Source organism: Methylobacterium sp. J-068, assembly GCF_022829445.1.
Classification (GTDB): Bacteria; Pseudomonadota; Alphaproteobacteria; order Rhizobiales; family Beijerinckiaceae; genus Methylobacterium.
Genome location: NZ_JAKSXY010000041.1, coordinates 1 through 26483 on the forward strand (window position 1 = coordinate 1; position 26483 = coordinate 26483).

Here is a 26483-nt window from a genome sequence, read left to right on the forward strand (position 1 = left end):
CTACACCCGGGAGTGCCGTGGGCACGTCGACCGCGTGCTCTACGACAGCAGCACGCATCGCAAGTTCCTGGCGGACGTGGACTACGAGCGCCCGCCCCGCGGCCTGGGCGAGTTCGTCGTCACCTTCGTCGAGGACGTGCCGAGCTACTTCGACCCCGGCGAGGCCTCATACCGAGGCATCCCCGTCTACGCTTGCAACCTCGTGCACCAGTACCTCTGGCCCCTCTCGCGCGACGAGACGGTGATCCGGTTCAGGGTGGAAGGGACGCCGTTCTAGTGGCATGCCAGCCGCGCGTTTTGCGTCTAGCATCGGCGCGAGAACCCGATAGGCTCAGGTCACGCTTTCCTCCCAAGGCGCACTTCTATGCCCGCCCAGCCTCGCGCTGTGGCGGGCTTTCTTCTTCGGTCTCAATCTCCGCACCCTCCGCGCGCATCTGGATACGGATGCGCACCAGATAGTTCTGTCGCTCCACGAGGCTGGCAGCCGAGCGATCAATCTCCGATCCAGGCACCGCTCCCGCAGGCGATCGCCAGAGACGGCCAGGGTTCTCGCGCTCGAAAAGCTCCTTAGCTCGGGTGTGGGTTTCAAGTTCCGATGATCTGACCAAAGCAATCTCTCCGACGAAGCTTCGCTTGAATGCGGGGATCGGCTCGGCGTGTCGAATCACGTAACAGGCAATGCATGTCATCGCCTATTGAAGTGTTCCGAGGCGATTTTTTTTCGACTCACCTGAAACTAACCGGCCCTTCCAACCGTACCGCGCCTCAACCGCGCGACACTGCGGAGGAACACATGGCGTGCAAACCGAGAAGCCTAAAGCTATCGGAGGCAGGCCCGATCCTGCCTCCGCATATCGCGCTATCACCCGGCACAGCGACGGTCGGATCATTCACGTATGGGACATTCAGGCCGACAGCGACGCTGAAGCCATCCTGATCGTGACCGCGCGGGGCAGCGACATACGCACGGATTTATGGGGGAACGACGGCCTCGTCCAGCGCTTTGGACTGACGCCCCTGTAGCTTGGAAACATCCAGTCGCCGGCCCGTTCACCCGGACCCAAGCGAAGACCCGACCTTCACCCGCCCGGCGAGAGCCGCGGCGAGTTTTTTCGTTGGGGGCTATATCGTTCGCGCATACAGCGCGGCTCTGTTCGCCCACGTTAGTTTAGCCGGCCTTTTTCGCTCATCCGTTCCGCCAAGGCTTGGCCAACTTTGAAGAGCGCTTTGCGGATATCGGCCAAAGCGTCCATTCTGCTGCCAGCCTCGATCAGCGAATGAGCAATGAGGAGATGGTCCGCGACCAAATCGAGTGCGTCTGACGGCATCGTTGCTGGATGCGGTGCAGGGGCTCGGTAGCGCTCCACCTTCCCGTAGGCGCCTATCGTGTCCACCGCCCCTTCTGCCAGTTCGGTAATGGTGCCGATGTAACCTACGAAAGCGTCACCGCGGGCCCCAAACGACGGAACACCTCCGGCGGCGATCCACCGGCATGTGTCATCTGGTTTGAGGAGGCGATAGCGTATGTTGAACTCCGCAGCCCGTTGTGCCGCGTCATCGAGGATGCGTTCAACAATCGCTCTGTTATCCGGATGGACCCGGACGAGCCACCCTCGGCCACGGGTCTCCTCACAGCCTTGTCCCGTCAGCTTTTCCCACTCAGCGCTCGTGTAGACACATTGCCCTGCTGCATCAGTGAGATAGATCATTCGCTGGCTCGTTAGGTGGCGTCTCATCGATAGAATATGATATCTCACAGCGTTACGATGCCAATCCCGATGAGCAACTGACGCCCACATATCGCTGACGTAAATTTAGGAATAAGATGCAGATCGATTAGGAGAGGGTGCATGACAGACCCGAAAAAAGAGTCTCTTGTGCGTCTTGAGGCAATATCTGCTGCTTTAGGCGTGCCGATTGACCGGTTTTTGGAGGGTTCTCTTCCTGACAGCTTGGTGGGGACCAGCGAATGTCTGCGGCTTTGGTATAGCCTTAAGACCGACCAAGGGCGTGAGCAGGCATTAGATGCCATGCGCCAAGCGGTGAAGAACGAAGCCAATTAGGCCACAGTCGGCTTTCGTGGCCGTGCGATCCGCTTCATCGCCGCATCAAAGTCCGCTTCGTTCTCGCTGGCCTCAGCCTCGCGGGCAGCCTCGATGAAGCGGCGTTTATGCTCCTCAGTGCGCCCCAGCGCCTTCAACAACTCGCGATCGGCCGGGGTGATGAACCGGCCGACGTCCCCTGGCCTGGCCCCTTCCCAACGCGACTGTCGCTCTACGACGTAGCCGAGTTCGATCAGGGCCGGCATGGCGGACGGGTGCGCCGAGAGGCGAAGCCCACGAGGATGACGGGCGACGGCGCGGAGCGCCTGAAGGGCACGGCCCCGGACCGGCGGGGCAGAGGTCGTCATTTTCTCAGCCATGATGCCGGGATAGCACGCCGCGTGCTCGCATCAGCGATCGAACCTCAGTTGAATCAGCAGCGCATCGCTACGTCGGCCTACCGTCTTGCCGGCGCGCGCCGACAAGCGCACGTGGTCGACGAAGTTCGAGATGCGCAGCCCGCGCTACACCACGCAGGTCAGCGAGTTGCCGACGGCGCACGCCTGAGCCTACCGGAGTGCCCGAAGCGCTCGCAACATCCGCTTCGACAAATCTCGATTGTCAGGGGGCGGATATATTCGAGATAAGGCCGTGGCGATCGCAGACCATAGTGGCATGATGCGGTTGCCTCTCCGCACCCAAACCAACGATGTCACCCAAAACATTGCGGTTGCTCAGGCTGCTTTGCCTGTTCGCTGACGAGTGGACATTCCACCCGCGAGATCAATCAAGTGTGCAGCCAACGATTGGTTGCAACAACAAGCGCCGATTGGCCCACCTCGACGGTGGCAGCTAGCTCTTCTCCGGCCGCGCCAGCAGGATCGCGGTGCGCACGGCGGCGCGCTTCAGGTGCTCGGTCGCGTCCTTCGTGCGCACCGTGACGGACGCCCATTCGTGCGAGCGCACGGCCTCGGCGAGGTCGATCCGGTAGCCATCGCCGAAAACGAACACCGTGGTCGTCGGGTCCGCCATGAAGGCGTCCACCGCCGCGACGACATCCTCCTCAGTCACGGCCTTCGCCTTGTAATGCTCGCCAGTGGTGGGGTGTGAATCAGCCATGGCGCTGGGATAGCACGCGGCGTGCCCACGCGACGGTCGGCTTTGTGGGAAAGCTGGAGCGCCCTCGGTCTCACAACCGGGGGCGCTGGAAGCATGGATATCAGATCGGGCCGTTCGTCAGCCGCGCTGCCGGTAAGCATCGAGGGCGACGACGCTAGCGGTCTCGTTGGGTCCGATCCAGCGCGGCAGGGCTGGTCCCGAGAGCGTGACACGCAAGAAGATCAGATCTTCGCAGCCCGCCCAGAGGTCGGCCGGCAGCACCGCCGCACCATCCGTCCAGCGCGTCGCACTGTTCTCGTCCATGGCGTGGAAGCCTTGAGCTAACCGGGCATCGTCCAGCGCGATCTCCCGCGCGCCCGTCAAGCCATCATCCAAGGTAATGCTGGCCAACGAGACCCCCAGGTTTCGGTCGTCCGACGAGCCAGGCAGGACATAGGCTGAAACGCTGGTAGCCGAGACAAGACGCACGTCACGGACGTCTTCCGGCAGCACGAAGCGGGCGGTCAGACCTCGCACACGAGGGCGAATAATTCGGCCATCGGCGACGACGTGCAGGCCCGCAAAGGTTTCTTCGACGAGGCGCCAGCCGAGCCCCTTCGCGCACTCCTCCAGGCGAGCTCGGGCGAAGTCCACAACGGCGCCCTCCTCATAGAAGGGCCGGCAGAACGGAAGTGGACCCTCCGGCCGAACGTCGGGCAGCGCTGCGAAGTCGGTAACACCTTCACTCGCGAAGAAGCGACGGTTGCCGCAATCGAGGTAGCTCTCGGCGGGCAGGTTCTCGGCGAGCAGGATGTCGTGGCCATCGAGTTCGACGTGCCAGTAGGTGACGTGCTCGACCGCGACCTGGGTGATGGTGGTGCCGTTGACGAGGCGGATGGCGGGGATAAGCACCTCGCCCATCAGGTCGACGCAGATGGCGTGGGCGGGCGAGACCAGGAGGTCGCGGGCAGGCTTGCCCGGTCCGAAAGCATGCGCGGCGATGCGCACGGGCCAGACCTTGCGGGGCTCAGAATGGCGGGTGCAGTCGATCGTGCGATGGCCAAGCCAGCGGATGGGACGTGTCTCGCCCGAGGCGGTGAGCGCGAGATCACCCACCGTCAGCTCCTCGACGGGCACGTCCCGCGCGGACTCGTCGCGCGTGATCCGGATCGCGGTGCCCGCGACGTAGCAAACAACGTCGGCTACGAAAACGTCGTTAGAGTCGTTTGTATCGTCGGCCACGAGGTTGTTTGCGAAACTTGTAAATGCAACACGAGCACCATTACCTGAGATTGAAGGGGCGGTGCTTGATGAGGTAGCCTGCGATCCATCGTTCGCAATTGAGACGCGGGTAGTCGTGTTGGACGTTAGGTTCCGAACGAAGATGTCGCTCGAACCGTTTGTGTCACGGCTTACCAAGTTGGTGGCAGTGCTCTGAAAGGCGACGCGCGTGCCGTCTGCTGAGATCGAGGCATTCGAGCTGTCGCCACTCGTAGTTGGTGTTCCGTCGGTCGCAACAGAAACGCGGGTGGTGGTATTCGCGGTCAGGTCTCGAACGAAAATGTCGCTCGCGCTGTTTGTGTCGCCGCCCACGAGGTTGGTGGCGGTGCTTGCAAATGCGACACGCGTGCCGTCGGCCGATATTGAAGGCGCTGAGCTTGAGCCACCAGTGGACTGCGCTCCCCCGGTTGATACGGAAACCCGTGTAGTCGTGCCGGCGGTCAGATCCCGCACGAAGACGTCAGTTGCGTTGTTCGTGTCACCGGTTACAAGATTGTTGGCATTACTTGCAAATGCGACACGCGTGCCGTCGGCCGAGATCGACGAATTTGCACTGGCGCCCCCCGTGGCCTGCGATCCGTCGCTCGCGACGTTTACCCGGGTGGTGGTGCTGTTGGTCAAGTCTCGGACGAAAACGTCGGTCGTGCCATTCGTGTCTCCGGCCACGAGATTAGCGGCATTGCTCGCGAAAACGACGTGCGTGCCATCGGCGGAGATCGACGCGGAGTTACTGGAGGCGGTACCCTGCGATCCGTCGCTCGCGACGGAAACGCGGGTCGTTGTGTTGGTCGTCAGGTCCCGGACGAAGACATCGCTCGCATTGTTCGTATCGTCCGCCACAAGATTAGTGGCACTGCTGGTGAAGGACACGCGCGTGCCATCAGCCGAGATCGAGGGTGCAGAACTATTGGCGCTGGCCTGTGTGCCGTCGCTCGCAACCGAAACAAGGGTAACCGTCCCGGTGAAAAGGTCCTTAACGAAGATGTCTGTCCTACCGTTTGCGTCGCCGCCCACAAGATTGGTAGCGCTACTCGCGAAGACGACGTAGCGGCCGTTGGCCGAGATCTGCGATCCACTTGCCGCGGTCGAACTGTTGGCGTTGCCTTCTGTCCCGTCAGCTGCCGTCGAAACGCGCGTTGTAGCCATCGTCGTGTCCTGCCACGCCACGCCACTCATGGCGCTTTCATTCAACAGACAAATCCGTGTCAAATAAGTCGGCGTTAGGAAAGTCTTATTAGCACAGCTTCGCCTGCAAAATGCGCAGGCGCGTCGTTTTCGCAACAGGTAATGTCTATAGAGAACTTATTGGATGCGCAGAAAACAAACCCACCTATGAACTGCGGATTATTTTAGATAATATCTTGTATTATTTGCTATAGTATATGAGGGCGCCTCCTTTAAATGTTTTCCATATATTAAAGTCCGATGCTCTGGTGAAACTCATAGGTTGCGACCACGCGTTAATCGAAGATGTTAATTTCTCCAATGACATCTGCCAAGCGACCGACAAATTCAGCCCTAAAGAGTTGCAAAACGGCGATCTCGCTAATGAAGATGTAAAGCGATTCATCCGCATTTCTAATTCAATGCGGTTGGCCGCAGGGTGTGCTTAAGCCGCTACGGCAGGGTAGTGGCCAACTCGCATATCTCTAAGGCCTCCCGAAGCCATCGTGCCCGGCCGGGGGCAGGCTGAGTAGTGCCGTTCAGCCCAGGGCACGGCGACACGCTGGGCCGAAGGTCGAGGAAGGCCTTGCGCCAGACCTGCGGTTCGGCGGGGATGATCGTGGCTGTGACTGACATGGAGTCCGGCGGCTGTTGTGGGCCGGACGGGATAACGGGATGAAGGCAGGACTGCTACGGCAGGGGGGGGGCACTGCGCCGGCAGATCAGGACCGGCATAGCGGACGGATGAGCTGTCAGCCGTAGCCCGCGGGAAGGAGGGCGACGGCGCGCAGGGCCTCGAGATCTCGGCCTCGGACAGTCTCTGTCGTCACAGCTTTTCCGGCCGGGCCAGCAGGGTCGCAGTTGCAGGTTTTTAGTTTTGAGACCTGGAAATCAAGCAACTTTACCATACTAAAATCGACGACTCGTGAGGGACGTGCAGAGGTGGCGTTTCTCCGTCCTGGCGTTTTTACAAGATGCCGTTTCGTTCTGGCGCTGTTCGTCGAATGTTCGGCCAATCTCCGTAAACCTACTGTTCTGATATTGTTGCCCTTTTTGTCGTATTAGCGAACTCTGCGATTTCGGCCCGGACGGCCTCTCGTCGGGCGCCTCGCCGGACCGCCTCGACGCCCTGGTCTGGGCCCTGACGCACCTCCTGCTGCGCGGCGGGACCGAGCCGCGCATCCGGCGCCTATAGGCGCTCCATCCTCGAAATCGATGACGTCCAGCGAGGCCCCGATGGCGAACCTCTTCTCCCGGCTCGTGCGGCGCGCCGCCGGTCCGGCCTCCGGTTTTCAGGCCCCGCCCGACACCAAGTCCGCCCCGCTCGGCGGTCTCGGCGTCGCCTTCTACGGCGAGGGCCGGGCGGTGTGGACGCCGCGCGACATCGGGGCGCTCGCCCGCGAGGGTTTCCAGCGCAACGCCGTCGTCCACCGTGCGGTGCGGCTGGTGGCCGAGGCCGCCGCCTCCCTGCCCCTCGGGCTCGTGGGCGCGGACGGCGCGGGGCCGCATCCGCTGGAGGCGCTGCTCGCCCGGCCGAACCCGCGCGAGGGCGGGGCGCGGCTGCTCGAATCCCTCTACGGGCACCTCATGGTCTCGGGCAACGCCTACCTCCAGGCCAGCGGCCTCGACGGGGTCCCGCGCGAACTCCACGCGCTGCGCCCCGACCGGATGCGGGTGGTGCCCGGCCCCGACGGCTGGCCGGCGGCCTACGATTACAGCGTCGGCGGGCGCACCCTGCGCTTCGACCAGGACGTGGAGGGCGTGCCCCCGATCCTCCACCTCACCCTCTTCCACCCCACCGACGACCATTACGGCCTCTCGCCGATGGAGGCGGCCGCCGTGGCGCTCGACATCCACAACGCGGCCGGCGCCTGGAACAAGGCGCTGCTCGACAACGCCGCCCGGCCCTCCGGCGCCCTGGTCTTCGCCACCTCCGCCGGCTCCACCCTGAGCGACGCGCAGTTCACCCGCCTCAAGGGCGAATTGGAGGCCAACTATCAGGGCGCGGGCAATGCCGGGCGCCCGCTCCTGCTGGAGGGCGGGCTCGACTGGAAGCCCCTCGCCCTCTCACCCAAGGACATGGATTTCGTGGAGGCCAAGAGCGGCGCGGCCCGCGAGATCGCGCTCGCCTTCGGCGTGCCGCCCCTGCTGCTGGGCCTGCCCGGCGACAACACCCACGCCAACTACGCCGAGGCCAACCGCGCCTTCTACCGGCAGACCGTGATCCCCCTGGTGCGCCGCACGGCCGAAGCCCTGGCCCACTGGCTGGAGCCCGCCTTCGGCCCCGCCCGCCTGGAACCCGACCTCGACGCCATCGAGGCCCTGGCCCCCGAGCGCGAGAGCCTCTGGCGCCGCGTGCAGGCGGCGGATTTTCTGACCACGGACGAGAAGCGCGAGGCGGTGGGCTACGGGGCGAGTTAGCGCCGAACGTGGTGATGCTCCCGCGAAAGCGCGTCGATTCGCGTCCGATGGTTTCGATACCGGCACGTCACGCACGCTCTACGGGAGAGATCCCGAGCAGGTCACGAACGCGACGGGATAAGCCGGGACGTGCTGATCCTCGGACAGGAAGACGGCACGCTCGGCATTCGCCTGAGCGATGAGCAGGTGATCCCAAGGGTCTCCATGGTGCCGCGGCAAGAGGCCGAGGGCCAACAGGTGCGCCGGGGTGAGGCCGATGATTTCGAAGCCCTGACTCCGCACCTCGGTGAGGATGTCCTCGAGGTCGGCCTTCATCTTCCCGACGCGCACCTTGACCTGGATCTCCCACAGGGATGCGACAGAGACGAGAACGTCGTTGCCCGGATCCGCGATCAGGTCCTGGGCTGCCTGACCGAGTCTCGGGTCGGCGAGCAGCCACCAAAGCAGGGCATGCGTGTCCAGGAGAATCCTCACTCCTCGACGCCCTCCAGGGATGCCAGCAACTCAGGGGGCAGGACATCGAAATCCGGCGCCATCTCGATCTGTCCGCGCAACGTGCCGGGCTGTCGGCGGGATTTGGATTGAGGGGGGTGAACGATCGCGATCACCTCGTCGCGGGACGTTATCGCGAAGGAGGAGCCATCGCGCACCTGACGCATGAAGCCGGCGAAGTTGCCGCGAAACTCGCGCACGCCGACCTTCCGTGGCAGGCGACGCGGAGCCTTCTCCTGCTCGGCCATCGTTCGCCTCCCATCACGCGCCATGCGTACACCAAATGTGTACGCATGGCGCCACGGACGGTCAACGTGAGACGCCTCGAGCCATTCCGGCCCGGATCACCCGCAGCACCCGACATCTCGCCGCGTCCCGACCGATCGCGGCTCGCACGATGGCGCAGGCGGGGAACCGCACGAGACCCACCCCACGCACGGAGTCTTCCATGGATGGCCATTTCACCGGCTATGCCAGCCTGTTCGGCGTGCCCGATCTCGGGCGCGACGTGGTGGCGCCGGGCGCCTTCGCGGCGAGCCTCGCGGCGCGGGGCGCCGAGGGCGTGCGCATGCTCTGGCAGCACGACCCGGCCGAGCCGGTCGGGCGCTGGCTCACCCTGCGGGAGGATCGCCACGGCCTGCGCGTCGCGGGCCGGCTGAACCTCGCCGTGCAGCGGGCGCGGGAACTCGACGCCCTGCTGCGCGAAGGCTCGCTCGACGGGCTCTCGATCGGCTTTCGCACCGTGCGCGCCCGGCCCGAGCGCGGCGGCACCCGCCGGCTCGAGGCGATCGACCTCTGGGAGATCTCGCTCGTGACCTTCCCGCTCCAGGCCGGCGCGCGGATCAGCGCGCCGGACCGGGCGGGCACCTCGCTGGCGGACGATCTCCACGCCCTTGCCCGCCGCATGGCGCCGCACCGGCCCGGGCCCCGGCCCGCCGCCACCCCTTCCACCCGGCCCGGGCCCCGGCCCGCCGCCATTCGCCCCACCCGATCCGCGAGGTTCGCATGACCGTCCATGTTCCGACCGACAGCAAGAACCGGAAGCTCGAGACCCTGGACCTGAAGAGCGCCCTGCCGCCCCTGGAGGACAAGGCCGCCGGCCCCGGCGATCCGGCGGTGAGCGCCGCCATGGGGGACCTCTCCCGCGCCTTCGAGGCCTTCAAGGAGACCAACGACGCGCGCCTCGCCGAGATCGAGGGCCGCGCCTCGGGCGACGTCCTCACGGAGGAGAAGCTCGCCCGCATCGACGCGGCCCTCGACACGGCGCGCACCCGCCTCGACCGCCTGACCCTCGACGGCCGGCGCCCCTTGCTGGGCGCGAGTGCTCCGGTGGTGCGCGACGCGGCCGCCGCCGAGCACAAGGCCGCCTTCGACCTCTACGTCCGGGCCGGCGAGAGCGCGGGCCTCAAGCGCCTGGAGGAGAAGGCGCTCTCGGCCGGCTCCGGCCCGGATGGCGGCTACCTCGTGCCCGCCACCGTCGAGGGCAACGTGCTGACGCGGCTCGCCAACCTCTCGCCGATCCGGGCGCTCGCCACCGTGCGGGTCATCTCCGGCGGGCAGTACAAGCGCGCGGTCTCGGTGCGGGACGCCGTCTCGGGCTGGGTCGCCGAGGCCGCGCCCCGGCCGCAGACCGACGCGCCCGCCCTGTCCGAGCTGAGCTTTCCCGCGATGGAGCTCTACGCCATGCCGGCGGCGACCCAGACGCTGCTCGACGACGCCATCGTCGACATCGATTCCTGGCTCGCCGACGAGGTCGAGACCGCCTTCGCCGAGCAGGAGAGCACCGCCTTCGTCACGGGCAACGGAGTGAGCCGCCCGCGCGGCTTCCTCAGCTACGACACCGTGGCGAACGCAGCCTGGGTCCCGGGCAAGCTCGGGACCGTGGCGACGGGGTCTGCGGGCGCCTTCCCGGCCTCGAACCCCGCCGACGTGCTGTTGGACCTCGTCTATGCTTTGCGCGCCGCCTACCGCCAGAACGCCAGCTTCGTGATGAACCGGCGTCTGCAGAGCACGATCCGCAAGCTCAAGGACGCGGACGGCAACTACCTGTGGCAGCCGCCCCTGGCCGCCGACCGCTCGGCGACCCTGCTGGGCTTTCCCATCGCCGAGGCCGAGGCGATGCCGGATGCGGGCACGGGCAGCCTCTCGGTGGCCTTCGGCGACTTCCGCCGCGGCTACCTCGTGGTGGACCGCGCCGGCCTGCGCGTGCTGCGCGACCCCTACTCCGCCAAACCCTACGTTCTGTTCTACACCACCAAGCGCGTGGGCGGCGGCGTGCAGGACTTCGACGCGATCAAGCTGCTGTCGTTCGGGTGAACATGGTCCCTCCGGGCCCGATGGCCCGGAGGGTTCCTCCGGACCGATCGCCTGTTGATTTCGGGGTACAACCTCGGCGTTTCATCCGGGAGGGCGGCGATCCCAGGAACTTCCCCTTGGCTCACAGCTTATTCAGCTTAAAAAAAACCTCAGGTTAATTTCGAGGTATCCGGGCATGACCATCGGCGGGGCGGAGACGGTCAATGCCTCCCCCGTCGGCCGCAATCCCGGGCTGCCGCGCGGGAGTTACCCAACCCCGTCCGCGATTTCGACGTCGAGGTTCAGGTCACCGGCCCGGCCGTCGCCTACGAACGCTCGAGAGATCGCTCGCGCGTCCGGAGCCGGCGCTCAGCGCCGGCCCGGCCGCGCCATCCAGTCCGACCGCGTCGCGCCGATGGAGGCGCCCGACGGCAGGCGGGCGAGTTCGGCGGCGCGCTGGTTGATCCAGCCGGCATGCTCGCCCGTGGGCGTCACGGCGGTGAAGCCGCCGCAGGCGGTGCGGGCCTTCTTGTCCTGCCGCATGGCGCCGCTCGACCAGCTCACCACGCCGACGATCTGGTAGCCGCCGGGGCCGCCGCGCAGGATCGGGCCGCCGGAATCGCCCAGGCACGCGCCGGCGCCCGCCGTCTCGGCGAAGCGGCGGCGGTCGGTCACCACCGTGACCCGGTTGGCGACCTGGAGCGAGCCGATGGAGACGAGGTGGGCCTGGCGCAGGGTGCGGGCGGTGTTGCGCCGGTTCTCGGCGACCACGCCGAAGCCCGCGATGTCCACGGCATCGCCCGTGTTGATGGTGCCGCCGCGCGGGTCGAGGGGCTGGAAGTCGGCGCCGAGCGGCTCGGCGAGCTTGATCAGCGCGAGGTCGGTGCCCGGCTGGTCCTCCGGCGTGGTGCCGGGCACGAAATCGGGGTGCATGGCGGCCGCGATGGCGTTGATGCGGCGCTGGCGGAAGGCGCGGTCGACCACGACCACGCTGTAGCCCGCCTGGTGCATCACGCAATGCGCGGCCGTGAGCACGAGGTCGCGCGCGATGAGGGTGCCCGAGCAGATCTCGCCCTGCGTGCTCTCGATCCGCACCACCGAGGCGCGCAGGCCGTCGGGATCGCGCGAGACCTCGCCGTTGATCACGGCGGAGGCCGGCGCGGGCGCCAACGCGCACAGACCCGCGACCGCGAGGGCGGTCATCCGAGAGGTCTTGAGCCGGGCAAGCGTGATCCGGGCAGCCTTGCGCAGCGCGGTCGGCAACATCGTGTCTCTCCCGCGTCCGGCGAAGTTCTGGACGAGAACGCCCTCGAGCGTATCCGAAGGCAAGTGCTCGGCCAAGCTCTGGTTCCGCCATAGGCCGGCGGCCGGTTCGTCGCAGCCGTGCGTGCGGCCGCCTCGTGCTCCGGTCTCAGTCCGCCTGCCAGCGCGCGGCGAGGCCCCATCCCGACAGGGTGCGGTCGATCCAGGCGCGCTGCGGCCCGAGGAGGATGCCCTGGGAGAGGCCGCCGCAGGCCTTGCCCGCGACCCAGGCCGAGACGGCCAGGGCCGAAGTTCCGGCGGCGATCGGCCCGCCGGAATCGCCGTGGCAGGCGCTCGCCCCACCGGGGCCGGCCCCGAGCCAGACCAGGATGCGGCTCGGGCCATGGGGCTCGATCACGCCGAGGTCGACACTGCGATAGGTGCCGGTGCTGCGCGCGTCGCCCGGCGCGGCGACGCCGTAGCCGGACAGGGTGAGCCGTTCCCCGGCGCGCGGCATGGCGGCACTCAAGGAGGCCGTCACGAACCGCGCGGGCAGCGGCGCGGCGAGGCGCACCAGGGCGAGGTCGATGGAGCGGCGGCGCCCCGCCACCGCGCCGGCATCGTAGCCGGGATGGAGCGCGCGGGCGGCGATCTCGGCCAGCACCGGCGTGCCGGCCTCGTCCTTGTAATGCACACGGTGCTCGGCGCGGGCCGCGACGCAGTGGCCGGCGGTGAGCACCGCGTCGGGCGCGACCACGATGCCGGTGCAGACGCCCCCGTTCGAGGACAGCACCATCACGGACGAGGCCGCCGCCTCGGGGGCCGCACGCCCGCCGACGACGGCCCCGGCGGGGCCTCCCGCGAGCCCGAGCGCCAGCAGCCCGGCCAACGCGCCGCAGAGCCGGCCAAATCCGCGCGCCATCGCGATCCTTGTTCCTGACGCCCCCGCACGGAGACGATCGATGACCCCGATACGCGTCGACGCCGCCCTCGTCGAGCCCGTGACCCTGGCGGAGATGCGCGGCTTCCTGCGCCTCGACCCCGACGATGGCGGGGCCGAGGACGCCCTGGTGGAGCGCCTGATCGCGGCCGCCCGTGCGCAGGTGGAATGCGCCGCGCGCCGCATCCTGGTGCCCGGGCGCTATCGCCTGACGCTGACGGCCTGGCCCCGGGACGGACGCCTGCCGCTGCCGCTGAGCCCGCTCCTCGCCGTGGCGCGGGCGGGGCTCGTGGATGACTCGGGCGCCGTCACCGACCTCGCGCCCGGCCTCGTCCGCCTCGGGGCGGATGCGGACGAGGCGCCGGGCCTCGTCATCGACCCGGCAGCGCCGGACCTGACCCGGCGCGCCGCGCTGATCGAGGTCACGGCCGGCTATGGCGGCGCGGGACCGCCGGTGCCGCCCGCCCTGGTCCAGGCGATCCGGCTCCTCGTCGCCCACGCCTTCGAGCATCGCGGCGATGCGCCCGGCGCCGGCATCCCGCCCCCGGCGGTCGCCGCCCTCGTCGAACCGCTGCGGCGGATGCGCCTGTAGCCCTTCGGAGACCCACCATGCCCCTCCCCCTCACCCGCGCGCCCATCGGCGCGCGGCGGCGCCGCTTTGTGCTCGAACGCCCCGTGGAGGAGCCGGACGGATTCGGCGGCGTGATCCGCCGGTTCGTGGCGGGCCCGCTCTTGTGGGGCGCGATCGAACCGCTCGGCGCGCTCGAACGGGTGCGCCTCGGGCGCGCGGACGCGGTTCCCACGCACCGGGTGCGGTTCACCTACGGACCCGCGATCACCCCGGCGATGCGGCTGGCCTCCGGGCTGCGCCGCTTCGCCATCCGGACGGCGGTCGATCCGGACGGGCGGCGGCGCGAGCTGGTCTGCGAGGTCGAGGAACTCATCGTCGCGGGAGCCGCCGCATGAGTCTCGCGCCCATCAGCCCACCCACGCCCACCAGCCCTCTCCTGGCCCTGCGCGCCGCGATCCTCGCCTACCTGGCGGTCGACGCGACCCTGGCGCGCCTGATGGGGGGCGCCCTGCGCCTCACCGAGGAGCCGCCGCGCGGGGCCGCCCCGGTCTACGCCCTGTTCGGCGACGCCGAGATCCGCGACGATTCCGTGGACGGCGCGCGGCGCCACCGGCACGCCCTCGGCCTGACGGTCTTCGCCCGGCCGGGCTCGACCCGCAGCGCGGTCGACGCGGCCGAGCGCATCGCGGACCTCCTGCACGACGCGCCGCTCAGCCTGTCCGGCCACGCCCTGGTGCGCCTCGACCTGGAGGCCATCGCGGTGCGGCGCGACCCCGCCAGCGGCGAGACCCGCGCCACCCTCACCCTCGCGGCGGTCACCGAGCGACTGCCCGCCTGAACGTCATCTCACAAGGGAGCCGAACCATGACAGCCCAGCGCGGCAAGGACCTGCTCATCCGCATCGGCAACGGCGCCGGCTTCGTCGCCGTGGCGGGCCTGCGGGCGAGGCAGATCGCCTTCAACGCCGAGACCGTGGACGTGACGAACGCGGATTCGGCCGGGCGCTGGCGCGAACTCCTGGCCGGCGCCGGGGTGCGCCGCGCCGCCCTCTCGGGCGCCGGGGTGTTTCGCGACGAAGCCTCGGACCTGCGCCTGCGCCAGGTGTTCTTCGACGGCGCGCTGGAGACCTTCCAGGTCGTGGTGCCGGCCTTCGGCACGCTGGAGGGCCTGTTCCAGATCACGAGCCTCGAATATCGCGGCGACCATGCCGGCGAGGTCACCTTCGACATGGCCCTCGATTCGGCCGGCCCCTTGAGCTTCACGGCCGCCTGATGGTCAACCGCAGGCGCGGCGAGGTGGCCCTGGCCCTGGGCACCGAGCGCTACACTCTCTGCCTGACCCTGGGCGCCCTGGCCGAACTCGAGGACGCCCTCGGGGCGGCCGACCTCGCGGGCCTCGCGGCCCGGTTCTCTCAAGGCGGCCTGAAGAGCCGCGACCTCATCGCCCTGCTGGGCGCCGCCCTGCGCGGGGGCGGGCACGACCTCGATGCGGCCGCCGTCGCGGCACTGCCGCTGGCCGGCGATCTGGACGGCATCGCGCGGGCCCTCGGCGCGGCGCTGGCCGCCGCCTTCGGGGAGATTCCCGAAAACCCTTGAGCCCCACGGGCGGGACCGCGCCGGAGCCGCCCTCCGCCTTCCCGTGGGACGACGCGCTGGCGCTCGGACTCGGGCGCCTGCACTGGCGCCCGCGCGACTTCTGGCGCGCCACGCCGCGCGAATTGCTGGCGGCCGCCGGGCTGGTCACCTCCCGCCCGGCGGCCCTCGACCGGGATGGCCTGCGGAGCCTGATCGCGCGCTACCCCGATCCCGACCCTGCCCCCGATGTCCGGAGCGAGGACTGACCATGGCCGAGACCGCCCTCGATGCCGCGAACACCGCCCGCGCCAAGCAGTTGGAGACCCTCGACCGGCTGGCCCAGAAGTTCGGGCAGAGCCTGTCGAAGGCGCTCAACGTCAATGTCGGCGCCGGGCGCCAGCTCGACAGCGTGCTCGGCACGCTCACCACCAAGCTCTCGAACGTGGCCATCAAGGCGGCCCTGAGCCCGGTCAAGGCCGGCATCACCCGGCTGGTGAACGGGCTGATCAACCCCGGCGCGGGCAGCGAGGCCACCGCGTTCGCGCGCGGCGGAATCCTGTCGCAGGGCCGGGTGCGCCCCTTCGCGGCGGGCGGCGTCGTGGCCGCCCCCACCTACTTTCCCATGCGGGACGGGCTCGGCCTGATGGGCGAAGCCGGCCCCGAGGCGATCCTGCCCCTGACGCGCGGCAGCGACGGGCGCCTCGGCGTGGCGGCGGGCGGCGCCCGGTCTTCGGGGCCGGTGACCATCAACATCGCGACCCCCGACGTCGCGAGCTTCCGCCGCTCGGAAGCCCAGGTGGCCGCGAGCCTCGCCCGGGCGGTGGCGCGAGGCCGGCGCGGCCTCTGAGCGCCGAGGGACCGTGAGCGCGCGAGGGAAGGACCCATCATGAGCACCGAACCGCCGAGCGACTTCCACGAGGTGCGCTTTCCCCTCGACGTGGCCCTGCGCGGCAGTGGCGGCCCGACCCGGCTCACCGAGATCGTGACCCTGGCCTCGGGCCGCGAGCACCGCAACAGCCGCTGGGCCGATTCGCGCCGGCGCTACGATGCGGGCTTCGGCATCCGCACCCTCGACGCGCTCCACGCCGTGCTGAGCTTCTTCGAGGAACGGCGCGGGCGGCTCTACGGCTTCCGCTACCACGACCGGGTCGACGCGCGTTCCGGCCCGCCCTCGCGCGCCATCGCGGCCACCGACCAGTTGCTCGGGCTCGGCGACGGGAGCACGCGGGTGTTCCAGCTCGCCAAGACCTACGGCACCGGGCCGACGCCCTATCGCCGGGTGATCACCAAGCCAGTGGCCGAGAGCGTGCGGGTGGCGGTGAACGGCCTGGCGGTGCCGCCCGCCCAGGTCGCCTGCGACGCCACCACCGGGCGCATCACCTTCGCGGCCGACGCGGTGCCGGCCGCCGGGCTCCGCGTCACGGCCGGCTTCGGCTTCGACGTGCCCGTGCGCTTCGACAGCGACGACCTCAGCATCGACCTCTCGGCCTTCACCGCCGGTGAGATCCCGAAGGTGCCGCTCATCGAGATCGTGCCGTAGCGGGGGCGGCATCGAAGCGCAGGGGCCACGCGCCCGGGCGCCGGACGATTGTCCGGGGCGAGAAGCGCCAGAGCCGTTCGGCGCCCGGAAAGTCCGTCACCCCGGACGCGTCGGGCAGCACCTCGGCGCGCCCGGTCATCTGCAGCAGGTCGCCGCCGGCGAAATCGACGAAGACGAGCCCGGCGCGGGGATTGGCGAGCATGTTCCCGAGGGTGTTGAAGAACCGGTTGCCGGAATAATCTGGGACCGTGAGGGTGCCGTCGGCCTCGACCCTCACGAAGCCGGCCGGCCCGCCGCGATGCGAGACGTCGACCTGGCGGCCTCCGTCCCCGCCCGCCGCGTAGGTGGCGACGAAGAACGTGTCGGCGCCCGCGACCAGCGCGCGGGCGCGCGGGTCCAGGCGATCCGCGATCTCGGGAGCGGTACCGCCGGCCGGGACCCGGTGCGGCGCCGGCCGGACGTGGATGTATTGCGGGCAGTTGCCGAAGCCCTGCTGCACCCGGACCGTGAAACCGTCGCCGTCCGCGCGCCGGAGGATTCCGTTGAGGCGGTTGCGCCGTCGCGTCGCAAGGTCGATCCCGAGGAGCCCGATCGCGGCGCCGTCCGTGAAGCCGGCCTCGGCGGGATCGCCGGGCTCGGGCGGCGCCCGTACCCGCAGGTGGGTCGGGTCGGACGCCTCGAGGAAGCCCGGCGCCCCGGTCCGCAGGGTCGCCCAGACGTCCCCGGCCGGATCGACCGCGCCCAGGACCACGAAGGGCAGCAGGCCGTAGAACGCGCGATGCTGCTCGGTCAGATGGTCGCGGATCACGCGGGGGCCGAGTTCGGCCATCCGGCCGGCGACGCCGATGCGCGCCTGCATGGCGATCTCGCCCGCGTGCCAGGGCGCGGTGGAAACGGGTTCGGAGCGGGACATGGAATGTCTCCCATGAGGGGTTGTGCGTCTCAGGCCGCGCGCAGGCCGGTCGGCGTCTGCGGAAAGGGCACGAAGCCGGGCAGCGCCTCGATGCGCGCGAGCCAGGCGCGGACCGCCGCGTAGGGCGTGAGATCGACGTTTCCTTCCGGCGCGGCGGCGACGTAGCTGTAGAGCGCCACGTCCGCGAGGGTCGGGTGATCGGCGGCGAGCCAGGGCCGGGCCGCGAGTTCGGCCTCAATGCGGCCGAGGATGAGGTGAGCGCGGGCGATCACCTCCGCGGCGTCGAAGGACGCGCCGAACACGGTGATCAGGCGGGCGGCGGCCGGGCCGAAGGCGATGGGTCCCGCCGCGACGGAGAGCCAGCGCTGCACCCGTGCCGCGCCGGCCGCGTCCTCCGGCAGCCAATCCGTCCGCCCGAGCTTCTTTGCCAGGTAGACCAGGATGGCGTTCGAGTCCGGAACCACCGTCTCGCCGTCCACCAGCACGGGCACCTGACCGAAGGAGTTCAGCCGCAGGAAGTCGGGGTCCTTGTGCTCGCCCTTGGCCAGGTCGACCTCGACGATCGCGCACGGCGCGCCGAGCAGGGACAGGAACAGGCGCGCCCGGTGGGCGTGCCCGGACAGGGCGACGTGGAACAGCTTCATGGGATCTCTCCGGGTGGATCGGCCGGCCGCGCCGGGCAGATCCGCATCAGAGACCCTTCGGCGGATTGCGTGAACCGGCATTCGCTGCAATCGACTGTTCCGGGAACTGGAATGATCGGCGGGCGCGGAGGCGGCATGGACAGGTTGCAGGCGATGCGGGTCTTCGTGCGCGTGGCCGAGTGCGGCGGCTTCGCCGAGGCCGGGCGCCAACTCGCCATGAGCCCGCCCGCCGTGACCCGCGCGGTGGCGGCCCTCGAGGAGCGGATCGGGACCCGGCTTCTCGCGCGGACTACGCGCACGGTGAAGCTCACGGAGGCGGGGGGCCGCTACCTGGAGGATTGCCGCCGCATCCTTTCGGAGATCGAGGAGGCGGACGCCGCTGCATCCGGGTCCTACGCGACGCCGTCCGGCACGCTCACCGTCACCGCGCCCGTGCAGTTCGGACGCCTCTACGTCCTGCCCGTCATCACGGAGTACCTCGCGCGCCACCCGGCGATGGCCGCACGCGCCCTGTTCCTCGACCGCGTGATCAACATGATCGACGAGGGCGCCGATGTGGGGGTCCGCATCGGCCACCTCGCCGATTCCGGCCTGACGGCGATCCGGGTCGGGAGCGTGCGACGGGTCCTCTGCGCGGCGCCGGACTATCTCGACCGGCACGGGACACCCGAGACGATGCGCGGGCTGCCGGATCACGCTCTCATCGGCACGATGGGCAGCGGGTTCACGGGCGGGCGCCGGAAGGGACCGATGGGCGCCCCGCCGCGCCCCCGGCTGGTCTGCAACACCATCGATTCCGTCCTGGCGGCCGCGCTCGCCGGGCACGGCATCGCGCACCTGCTGTCCTACCAGGTCGCTCCGGCGGTGGCGGAGGGCCGGCTCAAGCTGATCCTCGACGATCCGGACGCGGACCCGATGCCGGTTCACGTCGTGAATCCCGACGGCCGGCGCGCGCCCGCGAAGGTGCGGGCCTTCATCGATCTCGCCGTGGCGCGGCTTCGCGCCGACCCGCGGGTCAATCCCACGCGTTCCTGAGGATCCGGCGATGCGCGACCTCCCTCCCGACCTCGCCGCCCACCTGGCGGGCGGGGCCACCACCCTGTGCCACGCCTGGGCGCTGACCCGGCGCGACGGAGCGCGGCTCGGCTTCACCGACCACGACCGCGACCTGACCTTCGGTGGCCTGACCCACGCCGCGCGCACCGGTCTGGAGGCGGCCGAGGCCAGCGCCGAACTCGGCTTCGCCATCGGCGGCGGCGAGGTCGCGGGCGCGCTGACCGCCATGGGGCTCGACGACGACGCGATCGCGGGCGGTCTCTACGACGGGGCGTCCGTGGAGACCTGGCTGGTCGACTGGAGCAACCCGGAGACCCGCCTCCTCCTCGATGTCGGCACCATCGGCGAGGTGCGCCGGGCCGGCACCGCCTTCGTGGCGGAGTTGCGCGGGCTGATGGATCAGCTCGACGCCGAGCGCGGCCGAACCTACCGCGCCACCTGCGGGGCCGATCTCGGCGATGCCCGCTGCCGGGTCGACCTCGCGGATTCGCGCTTCCACACCACCGGCACCGTCCTGGCCGTGCCCGATCCCGGAACGCTGGAGGTGAGCCTCGCCGGCCCGTTCGGGGAAGGCTGGTTCGCGGGAGGGCGCCTCGTCTGGACAAGCGGCACGCAGGCCGGCGAGGCCGGCGACCTGCGACTGCAATCCGGAACGGCCGGGGCGGTCCGGCTCGAACTCTGGCAGGCGCCGGCCCGCATGGCCGCGCCGGGCGACGGATTCCGCCTCGTCGCGGGCTGCGACAAGCGCCTCGCGACCTGCCGCGAGAAATTCGCCAACGTGCCGAACTTCCAGGGTTTCCCGCACATGCCGGGCAACGACTTCGTGCTGCGCCAGGTCCCCGGCTCTGGCCCCGGGCTCGATGGCGGCAGCCTGTTCCGGTGAGGGCGCCATGGGCCTCGACACGAATCCCGACCTGTTCGTGACCCTGGCGCGGAGCTGGATCGGCACGCCCTACCGGCACCAGGCCTCGCTCAAGGGCGTGGGCTGCGACTGCCTCGGGCTCCTGCGCGGGGTCTGGCGCGAGGCCCTCGGCCCCGAGCCGGAGGCGGCGCCCCCCTATGCCGCCTCCTGGGCCGAATCGGCGCCGCCCGGAACCGATCCCCTGGCGCAGGCCGCGCGGCGGCACCTCGTGCCCGTCGCGGGTCCACGCGCCGACTACGCTCCGCGCCCGGGCGACGTGCTGCTCTTCCGCTTCCGCGCCCACCTGCCGGCCCGGCACTGCGCCATCGCCACCGGCCTCGGCACCATGATCCACGCCCATGACGGCGCCGCCGTCACGGAGGTGGCGCTGACGGGCTGGTGGCGCCGCCACCTCGCCCATGCCTTCCGGTTTCCCGAGCCGGCGCCGCACCCGGCCGGGTGACGCCTCGACCATCCCATTTCCCGGAGCCCGCCATGGCCACGCTGATCCTGCAAACCGCCGGAGCGGCGGTCGGTACGGCGCTCGGCGGACCGATCGGCGGGATCATCGGCAGCGCGGTCGGAGCGGCGGCAGGGTCGGGCATCGACAGCGCGATCTTCGGCGGCGGGGGCACGCGCCGGGTCGAGGGTCCGCGCCTGTCCGACGTGGCGGGCTTGAGTTCCACGGAGGGCGACCCGATCCCCCGCGTCTACGGCCGCGCGCGGATCGGCGGCACGCTGATCTGGGCGACGCGGCCCCTGGAGGTCGCGAGCACCAGCGTCGAGCGGGCGGCGGGCGCCAAGGGCGGCGGCGGGGGCAAGACCGTGCGCACCGCCTACGCCTACTTCGCAGACCTCGCCATCGGCCTGTGCGAGGGCGAGATCGCGGGCATCCGGCGAGTCTGGGCGGACGGGCTTGAGATCGACCTGACCACTCTCGCGCTGCGCCTGCACCGGGGCGGCACGGACCAGGCGCCCGACCCGCTGATCGTCGCCAAGGAAGGCGAGGAGAACGCGCCCGCCTATCGCGGCCTCGCCTACGTGGTGTTCGAGCGCCTGGCGCTGGACGCGTTCGGCAACCGCATCCCGCAATTCGCCTTCGAGGTGATCCGCCCGGTGGCGGGCCTCGCGGCGATGATCCGCGCCGTCTGCCTCATCCCCGGCTCCACGGAGTTCGGCCTCGACCCGCTGCGCGTGACGGAGGATGCCGGCTACGGCACCACCCGCCCGGCCAACCGCTTTCAGCTTCAGGCGAACACCGACGTCGTCGCCTCGCTGGACGCGCTCCAGGCCCTGTGCCCGCGTCTCACCCGCATCTCCGTGGTGGCGAGCTGGTTCGGCGACGACCTGCGCGCCGGCCAATGCACGATCGCCCCCAAGGTCGACAATGCCACGAAGATCACCACGGGCGACGCCTGGTCCGTGGCCGGATTCGGGCGGAGCGCGGCCGGCACCGTCTCGACGGCGCCGGGCGGCGGGCCGGCCTATGGCGGCACCCCCTCGGATGCAGGCCTCGGCCGGCTGGTGGCCGAGTTGCGCCGTCGCGGCCTCGGTGTGGTGCTCTACCCCTTCGTGATGATGGACGTGCCCGTCGGCAACGCCCTGGCGGACCCGCGCGGCGCCGCGCACCAGCCGCCCTATCCCTGGCGCGGGCGCATCACCTGCCACCCGGCGCCCGGCCGGCCCGGCAGCCCGGACGGCACGGAGGCGGCGGAAGCGCAGGTCGCCGCGTTCTTCGAGGGGTATCGCGCCTTCGTCCTGCACTACGCGGATCTCGCCGCGACCTGGGCGGCCGAGGGCGTGGACCTCGCGGGCTTCATCGTCGGCAGCGAATTCGTGGGTCTCACCCGGGTCCGGGGGGGCTTCGGATCGTACCCCGCCGTGGCGCGCCTTCGGGCGTTGGCGAACGACGTGCGTGGGCGCCTCGGCCCGGGCGTCGCGCTGGTCTACGCCGCCGACTGGACCGAGTACGGCGCCGATGTCCGCGACGGCGGGGCCACGATCCGCTTTCCCCTCGACGCGCTCTTCGCCGACCCCGCCATCGACGCCGTGGGGATCGACTACTACCCGCCCCTGACCGACTGGCGCGACGGCGCGGACCACGCCGACCTCGCGCTCGCCGACGACATCTACGACCGCGCCTACCTCAAGGGCCGGGTCGGTGCCGGCGAGGCCTTCGACTGGTACTACCGCGACGCGTCCGACCGGGCGGCGCAGATCCGCACGCCGATCGGCGACGGCGCCTACGCCAAGCCCTGGATCCATCGGGCGAAGGACCTCGTGGCGTGGTGGTCGAACCCCCATGTCGAGCGCGAGGGCGGCGTCGAGACCCGCGCCACCGCCTGGGTGCCGCGCGGAAAGCCGATCTGGCTCACCGAGATCGGCGTGCCGGCGGTGGACAAGGGCACCAACGGTCCCAACGTCTTCCCCGACCCGAAATCCTCGGAGGACGCGGCACCGCCGCACTCGCGCGGCACCCGCGACGACCTGATCCAGGCGCGCGGCCTCGCCGCGATCCTGGCGCGGTTCGATCCCGGCCTGCCCGGCTTCGAGGCCGACCACAATCCGGTCTCCCCGCTCTACGGCGGGACCATGGTGCCGGCGGATGCGATCTTCGTCTGGGCTTGGGACGCCCGTCCCTACCCGGCCTTTCCGGACTTCGACACCGTCTGGTCGGACGCGGGCAACTGGCCGGTCGGACACTGGATCACGGGCCGGATCGAGGGATTGGAACTCGACCGGCTCATCGCCGCGATCCTGTCCGATCTCGGGATCGGGGTGCCCGCCGCGATCACCGCCGACGCCTTCCTCGACGGCTACGTCATCGACCGCCCGATGTCGGCCCGCGCCGCCCTCGAACCCCTGGCGCAGCTCTACGGCCTCGACGTCTCGGCGCTGGCCGGAACTCTGAGCGTCCAGGGGCCGCGCCGCGAGGTCCCGCGCGTCATCGAGGCCGACGACCTCGCCCTGGTCCGGCCCGAGGACGCGCCGCTGACCCGCGTCCGGGCGGAGGAGGCGGAACTGCCCCGCTCGATCGAGATCGGCTTCACCGATGGGCAGAGCGCCGAGTATCGCCGGGCGGGCGCCGCCGCGATCCGCCCCACCGGCGCGCGCCGGCGCGAGACCCGGATGGAGGCCGCCATCGTCACGCGGCGCGACTGCGCCGAGGCCCTGGCGGAGGCGGCCCTCGACGCCGCCCTCGCGGCCCGCGACACGGCCCGGTTTCGCCTGAGCCCGCGCCGGATCGACCTCGCGCCGGGGGATCTCCTCGCCCTGCCGGGCGAGCGCCTGCCCCACCGCATTATGCGGATCGCCGACAGCCCGCAGGGGCGGGACCTGGAGACCCGCGGCGTGCCGCTCCACGGCCGGGCTCCGCGCCCCACCGACCGGGCGGAGGCGCGCCCGCGCCGGGCCCCGCCGACCCTCGCGGGTCCGCCCTTCGCCGTCGCCCTCGACCTGCCGGCCGATCGCGGCACGCCGACCCCGCTCCAGGTGCTGGCGGTCACCGCCGATCCCTGGCCCGGCGCGGTGGCGGTCTGGCGCGCGGAGGGCGAGGCGGCGCCGCTGAGCCCCACCGGCTTCGTCGACCATCCGGCCTGCCTCGGCGAGACCCTGACGGCGCTGCCGCCCGGCCCGCTCTGGCGCTTCGACCGGAACGCCCGGCTCGACGTGCGCCTGCGCCAGGCCGGGGCGCTCGGGGCGATCGACGAGCGCGCCGCCCTGGCCGGCGGCAACCTCTTCGCCCTGCGCGGGGCGGACGGGGCGATCGAGCTGTTCTCCGCCGCCGGAATCACGCTGATCGGGCCGGAGACCTTCCGCCTCACCCGGTTGCTGCGCGGCCTCGCCGGCGGCGAGGCCCAGGCCGAGCGGGCGGCACCGGCCGGCAGCCTGATCGTGCGCCTCGACGCGGCGGTGGTTCCCCTGGTCGAGCGCCTCGACGAGGCGGGCCGCGCCTTTCGCTACCGGGTCGGCCCGGCCGAGCGCGACCCGGCCGATCCGGCCTTCGTCGCGCTCACGGCCCGGGCCGGGCTCGAAGCCTTCCGCCCCTTGCGCCCCGTACACCTGCGGGCGCGGCGCGAACCGGAGGGCGTGCGCCTCACCTGGATACGCCGGGCGCGGCGCGACGGCGATTCCTGGGACCTCGCCGAGATCCCCCTGGAGGAGGCCGAATCCTACGTGGTCGAGGTGTTCTCCGCCGACGGCACCCGCCTGCGGGTCCTGACGGCGGAGGGCCCGAATCTGCTCTACGCGAAGGGCGACGAGACCGCCGATTTCGGCGGACCGCAGGAGCGCCTCGACTTCGGCGTCGCGCAGGTCGGCGCCCTCGCGGGCCGGGGTCCGGCGACCCGGACCCGCGTCCCGGTCCGAACGCCCTGAGCCGACGACGACCTCGCCGGCCCCCGTCTCATTTCCCCCGATCCTGCCCGGAGCCGGTCGATGTCCGAGACCACACCCAACCTCGCGCTGCCGCTGATCGCGGCCTCGCAGGCGCAGAAGCACGTCACCCACAACGAGGCGCTCGCCGACCTCGACACCCTGGTCCAGCTCGCCTGCCTCGACAAGGACCGCGCGAGCCCGCCCGCCGACCCGGCCGAGGGGGACCGCTACCTCGTGCTGAGCCCCAACCCGACCGGAGCCTGGACGGGCCTGTCCGGCCAGATCGCCCGCTATCAGGACGGGCACTGGCTCGGCTTCGCGCCGAGGCCCGGCTGGCTCGCCTGGCTCATCGACGAGGGCGAACTCTACGCCTATTCGGGCACGGGCTGGGTCGGATTCCGGACCACCTTCACCGCGCTCCAGAATCTCGTGCGCCTCGGGATCGGCACGGCGGCGGATGCCGCCAACCCCTTCGCCGCCAAGCTGAACAAGGCCCTCTGGACCGCCCTGACGACGCCCGAGGGCGGCACAGGCGACCTGCGCTACACCCTGAACAAGCAGGCGGCCGGCAACGTCCTGTCCCTGCTGTTCCAGAGCGGGTTCTCGGGCCGGGCGGAACTCGGCCTGACCGGCGACGACGACCTGACCCTGAAGGTCTCGCCCGACGGGGCCGCGTTCCGCGAGGCCCTGCGCGTCAACCGGAGCACGGGGGCATTGGCCGTGGCGGCGGGCAGCGCCGGGGCGCCCGCCCTCGCGGCGGGGGGCGACGCCGATACCGGCACGTTCTCGCCCGGCGCCGACCTCTGGGCCGTCGCCACCGGCGGCGCGGAGCGCCTGCGCGTGGATGCGGCCGGCAATCTCGGCCTCGGCACGATGGCGCCGCGCACGCGGCTCGATACCGGGCTCGGCACCCTGTCGGGGGCCGCGAGCGACTACGACAAGGCGCAGGCCCTGATGACGGGCGGCGGGACCGTGACCTGGGGCGGCCCGAGCGGGCGGCTGCGGTGGACGGCCCGCTTCCTCTGCATCCCGCTCGCGCGCACCACGTTCTCGGACGGGCATCTCGGCATCGGCCAGCCGGTCACCCCGATTCCGGCCGCCCAGGTCTGGGACGGATCGGCCCGTTCCGCCGACGCGACGGGGATCGTCCTCAACGGGCACGAGGCGCTCTGGGCCGTGCACGTGCCGGGCTCGAACAACGCCGATTATCAGTTCGTCATCACCTACTGGACCAAGGCCTTCAACGCGCCCAGCAACTGGCTCCTGATCGCGGTCGCCAACGGCGACGACGGGTCGGTGAAGCTCGGCACCGGGGCGATCATCGCCAGCGGCGGCACGCTGACGCCCGGCACCGGATCGTTCCGCACGGTCGCGACCAGCGGGCCGGCCTCCTTCGGGGGCACGGTCGCGCACGCCTCGGACAACGCCTTCAGCTTCGGCACCGCGACCCTGCGCGCCTCGGTGGTCTACGCGGCCACGGGCAGCATCAACACGTCGGATGCCCGCGAGAAGACGGCCGTGGAACCCCTGACGGATGCGCAGATCGCCGCCGCCACGGCGCTGGCGGGGGAGATCGGCACGTTCCGCTTCCTCGACGCCGTGGCGCGCAAGGGCGAGGGCGCGCGGTTCCATGTGGGCCTGACGGTGCAGCGCGCGGTCGCGGTCCTGGCCGCGCACGGCCTCGATCCGTTCGCCCTCGGCATCGTCTGCCGCGACGCGTGGGCGGCGACCGAACCCACGCCCGCGATCGAGGGGCGCGCCGCCGAGTACGGCGAGGACGGGATGGAGACGCGGCCCGCGATTCCCGCTCAACCCGCGACGCCGGGCTCACCGGCCGGGGACCGCTACGGCTTCCGCACCGACGAGCTGCTGCTGTTCCTCGCGCGCGGATTCGATGCCCGTCTGCGGGCCCTCGAAACGCGGGCGCCCTGA

The 26483-nt window shown here is 70.6% G+C and carries 27 protein-coding genes and 3 pseudogenes; 20 read left to right on the top strand and 10 right to left on the bottom strand.

The window, feature by feature from the left end:
- Positions 1–277, top strand: a pseudogene (locus MKK54_RS03415) (hypothetical protein); the annotation flags it as partial.
- Positions 278–1163: 886 nt separating this feature from the next.
- Here the strand turns inward: MKK54_RS03415 and MKK54_RS03420 are convergent.
- Positions 1164–1709 carry a PAS domain-containing protein gene (locus MKK54_RS03420; RefSeq protein WP_244009155.1) on the bottom strand — a complete coding sequence of 182 codons (546 nt, stop codon included), beginning with the start codon at positions 1707–1709 and terminating at the stop codon, positions 1164–1166.
- 141 nt (positions 1710–1850) lie between these two features.
- Between MKK54_RS03420 and MKK54_RS03425 the strand changes: the two genes are divergently transcribed.
- A complete protein-coding gene (locus tag MKK54_RS03425; protein WP_244009156.1) occupies positions 1851–2063 on the top strand; it encodes a hypothetical protein in 213 nt (70 codons plus the stop codon).
- Here the strand turns inward: MKK54_RS03425 and MKK54_RS03430 are convergent.
- Positions 2060–2308 (bottom strand): hypothetical protein, encoded by a 249-nt coding sequence (locus tag MKK54_RS03430; RefSeq protein ID WP_244009157.1) that lies wholly within the window; start codon positions 2306–2308, stop codon positions 2060–2062. The two genes, MKK54_RS03425 and MKK54_RS03430, sit on opposite strands and share 4 nt — an antisense overlap.
- A gap of 187 nt (positions 2309–2495) precedes the next feature.
- Here MKK54_RS03430 and MKK54_RS03435 point away from each other — a divergent pair.
- Positions 2496–2609: pseudogene (locus MKK54_RS03435) on the top strand (DUF4113 domain-containing protein); the annotation flags it as partial.
- Between the two features lie 285 nt (positions 2610–2894).
- Here the strand turns inward: MKK54_RS03435 and MKK54_RS03440 are convergent.
- Positions 2895–3161 carry a hypothetical protein gene (locus MKK54_RS03440; RefSeq protein WP_244009158.1) on the bottom strand — a complete coding sequence of 89 codons (267 nt, stop codon included), beginning with the start codon at positions 3159–3161 and terminating at the stop codon, positions 2895–2897.
- 117 nt (positions 3162–3278) lie between these two features.
- A complete protein-coding gene (locus MKK54_RS03445; RefSeq protein WP_244009159.1) occupies positions 3279–5597 on the bottom strand; it encodes a Hint domain-containing protein in 2319 nt (772 codons plus the stop codon).
- 1054 nt (positions 5598–6651) lie between these two features.
- On the opposite strand from MKK54_RS03445, the pseudogene MKK54_RS03450 reads away from it, so the two are divergent.
- Positions 6652–6780, top strand: a pseudogene (locus MKK54_RS03450) (ATP-binding protein); the annotation flags it as partial.
- Between the two features lie 41 nt (positions 6781–6821).
- Positions 6822–8006, top strand: a complete 1185-nt coding sequence (locus tag MKK54_RS03455; protein WP_244009161.1) for a phage portal protein — start codon at positions 6822–6824, stop codon at positions 8004–8006.
- Between the two features lie 78 nt (positions 8007–8084).
- Here the strand turns inward: MKK54_RS03455 and MKK54_RS03460 are convergent, their stop codons facing one another.
- Together MKK54_RS03460 and MKK54_RS03465 are read right to left on the bottom strand one after the other, a co-directional pair.
- The gene (locus MKK54_RS03460; protein WP_244009162.1) at positions 8085–8480 is read right to left on the bottom strand and encodes a type II toxin-antitoxin system VapC family toxin; all 396 of its coding nucleotides are present in this window, start codon (positions 8478–8480) and stop codon (positions 8085–8087) included.
- Positions 8477–8746, bottom strand: a complete 270-nt coding sequence (locus tag MKK54_RS03465) for a type II toxin-antitoxin system Phd/YefM family antitoxin (protein ID WP_244009164.1) — start codon at positions 8744–8746, stop codon at positions 8477–8479. The genes MKK54_RS03460 and MKK54_RS03465 overlap by 4 nt, the downstream gene beginning before the upstream one ends.
- Positions 8747–8946: 200 nt before the next feature.
- On the opposite strand from MKK54_RS03465, the gene MKK54_RS03470 reads away from it, so the two are divergent.
- Together MKK54_RS03470 and MKK54_RS03475 are read left to right on the top strand one after the other, a co-directional pair.
- Positions 8947–9507 carry an HK97 family phage prohead protease gene (locus MKK54_RS03470; protein WP_244009166.1) on the top strand — a complete coding sequence of 187 codons (561 nt, stop codon included), beginning with the start codon at positions 8947–8949 and terminating at the stop codon, positions 9505–9507.
- Entirely contained in the window at positions 9504–10814 is a 1311-nt protein-coding gene (locus MKK54_RS03475) for a phage major capsid protein (protein WP_244009167.1), read from the top strand. Before MKK54_RS03470 ends, MKK54_RS03475 begins: the two co-directional genes overlap by 4 nt.
- 348 nt (positions 10815–11162) lie before the next feature.
- On the opposite strand, the gene MKK54_RS03480 is transcribed toward MKK54_RS03475, so the two are convergent.
- Both MKK54_RS03480 and MKK54_RS03485 read right to left on the bottom strand, forming a co-directional pair.
- Positions 11163–11996 carry a S1 family peptidase gene (locus MKK54_RS03480; RefSeq protein WP_244009199.1) on the bottom strand — a complete coding sequence of 278 codons (834 nt, stop codon included), beginning with the start codon at positions 11994–11996 and terminating at the stop codon, positions 11163–11165.
- Positions 11997–12204: 208 nt separating this feature from the next.
- On the bottom strand, positions 12205–12957 hold the full coding sequence (locus MKK54_RS03485; protein WP_244009169.1) for a trypsin-like serine protease: 753 nt from the start codon (positions 12955–12957) through the stop codon (positions 12205–12207).
- Between the two features lie 40 nt (positions 12958–12997).
- On the opposite strand from MKK54_RS03485, the gene MKK54_RS03490 reads away from it, so the two are divergent.
- The 8 genes from MKK54_RS03490 to MKK54_RS03525 are packed head-to-tail and all read left to right on the top strand — an operon-like array spanning position 12998 to position 16660.
- Complete coding sequence (locus tag MKK54_RS03490; RefSeq protein ID WP_244009170.1) at positions 12998–13567, top strand: hypothetical protein; 570 nt, start codon at positions 12998–13000, stop codon at positions 13565–13567.
- A gap of 17 nt (positions 13568–13584) precedes the next feature.
- The gene (locus MKK54_RS03495; RefSeq protein WP_244009172.1) at positions 13585–13941 is read left to right on the top strand and encodes a head-tail adaptor protein; all 357 of its coding nucleotides are present in this window, start codon (positions 13585–13587) and stop codon (positions 13939–13941) included.
- Complete coding sequence (locus MKK54_RS03500) at positions 13938–14384, top strand: DUF3168 domain-containing protein (RefSeq protein WP_244009173.1); 447 nt, start codon at positions 13938–13940, stop codon at positions 14382–14384. The genes MKK54_RS03495 and MKK54_RS03500 overlap by 4 nt, the downstream gene beginning before the upstream one ends.
- Before the next feature lie 26 nt (positions 14385–14410).
- Positions 14411–14818: a phage major tail protein, TP901-1 family gene (locus MKK54_RS03505; RefSeq protein ID WP_244009175.1), complete on the top strand. Its 408-nt coding sequence runs from the start codon at positions 14411–14413 to the stop codon at positions 14816–14818.
- Positions 14818–15141, top strand: coding sequence for a gene transfer agent family protein (locus tag MKK54_RS03510; RefSeq protein WP_244009176.1), 324 nt, complete (start codon positions 14818–14820; stop codon positions 15139–15141). Before MKK54_RS03505 ends, MKK54_RS03510 begins: the two co-directional genes overlap by 1 nt.
- The gene (locus tag MKK54_RS03515) at positions 15138–15386 is read left to right on the top strand and encodes a phage tail assembly chaperone (protein WP_244009178.1); all 249 of its coding nucleotides are present in this window, start codon (positions 15138–15140) and stop codon (positions 15384–15386) included. The genes MKK54_RS03510 and MKK54_RS03515 overlap by 4 nt, the downstream gene beginning before the upstream one ends.
- A gap of 2 nt (positions 15387–15388) precedes the next feature.
- On the top strand, positions 15389–15967 hold the full coding sequence (locus MKK54_RS03520; protein WP_244009179.1) for a phage tail tape measure protein: 579 nt from the start codon (positions 15389–15391) through the stop codon (positions 15965–15967).
- 39 nt (positions 15968–16006) lie between these two features.
- Positions 16007–16660 carry a DUF2460 domain-containing protein gene (locus tag MKK54_RS03525; RefSeq protein WP_244009180.1) on the top strand — a complete coding sequence of 218 codons (654 nt, stop codon included), beginning with the start codon at positions 16007–16009 and terminating at the stop codon, positions 16658–16660.
- Here the strand turns inward: MKK54_RS03525 and MKK54_RS03530 are convergent.
- Positions 16641–17573 carry a pyridoxamine 5'-phosphate oxidase family protein gene (locus MKK54_RS03530; protein WP_244009181.1) on the bottom strand — a complete coding sequence of 311 codons (933 nt, stop codon included), beginning with the start codon at positions 17571–17573 and terminating at the stop codon, positions 16641–16643. The two genes, MKK54_RS03525 and MKK54_RS03530, sit on opposite strands and share 20 nt — an antisense overlap.
- A 29-nt stretch (positions 17574–17602) precedes the next feature.
- Complete coding sequence (locus MKK54_RS03535) at positions 17603–18217, bottom strand: glutathione S-transferase family protein (RefSeq protein ID WP_244009182.1); 615 nt, start codon at positions 18215–18217, stop codon at positions 17603–17605.
- A gap of 135 nt (positions 18218–18352) precedes the next feature.
- Here MKK54_RS03535 and MKK54_RS03540 point away from each other — a divergent pair, with 135 nt between their 5' ends.
- The 5 genes from MKK54_RS03540 to MKK54_RS03560 are packed head-to-tail and all read left to right on the top strand — an operon-like array spanning position 18353 to position 26483.
- A complete protein-coding gene (locus MKK54_RS03540) occupies positions 18353–19252 on the top strand; it encodes a LysR family transcriptional regulator (protein WP_244009183.1) in 900 nt (299 codons plus the stop codon).
- Between the two features lie 10 nt (positions 19253–19262).
- The gene (locus MKK54_RS03545) at positions 19263–20156 is read left to right on the top strand and encodes a DUF2163 domain-containing protein (RefSeq protein WP_244009184.1); all 894 of its coding nucleotides are present in this window, start codon (positions 19263–19265) and stop codon (positions 20154–20156) included.
- A 7-nt stretch (positions 20157–20163) separates the two neighbouring features.
- Positions 20164–20637 carry an NlpC/P60 family protein gene (locus MKK54_RS03550; RefSeq protein ID WP_244009186.1) on the top strand — a complete coding sequence of 158 codons (474 nt, stop codon included), beginning with the start codon at positions 20164–20166 and terminating at the stop codon, positions 20635–20637.
- A gap of 32 nt (positions 20638–20669) precedes the next feature.
- Positions 20670–24551 (top strand): glycoside hydrolase/phage tail family protein, encoded by a 3882-nt coding sequence (locus MKK54_RS03555; protein ID WP_244009188.1) that lies wholly within the window; start codon positions 20670–20672, stop codon positions 24549–24551.
- A 60-nt stretch (positions 24552–24611) separates the two neighbouring features.
- A complete protein-coding gene (locus MKK54_RS03560) occupies positions 24612–26483 on the top strand; it encodes a DUF2793 domain-containing protein (protein WP_244009189.1) in 1872 nt (623 codons plus the stop codon).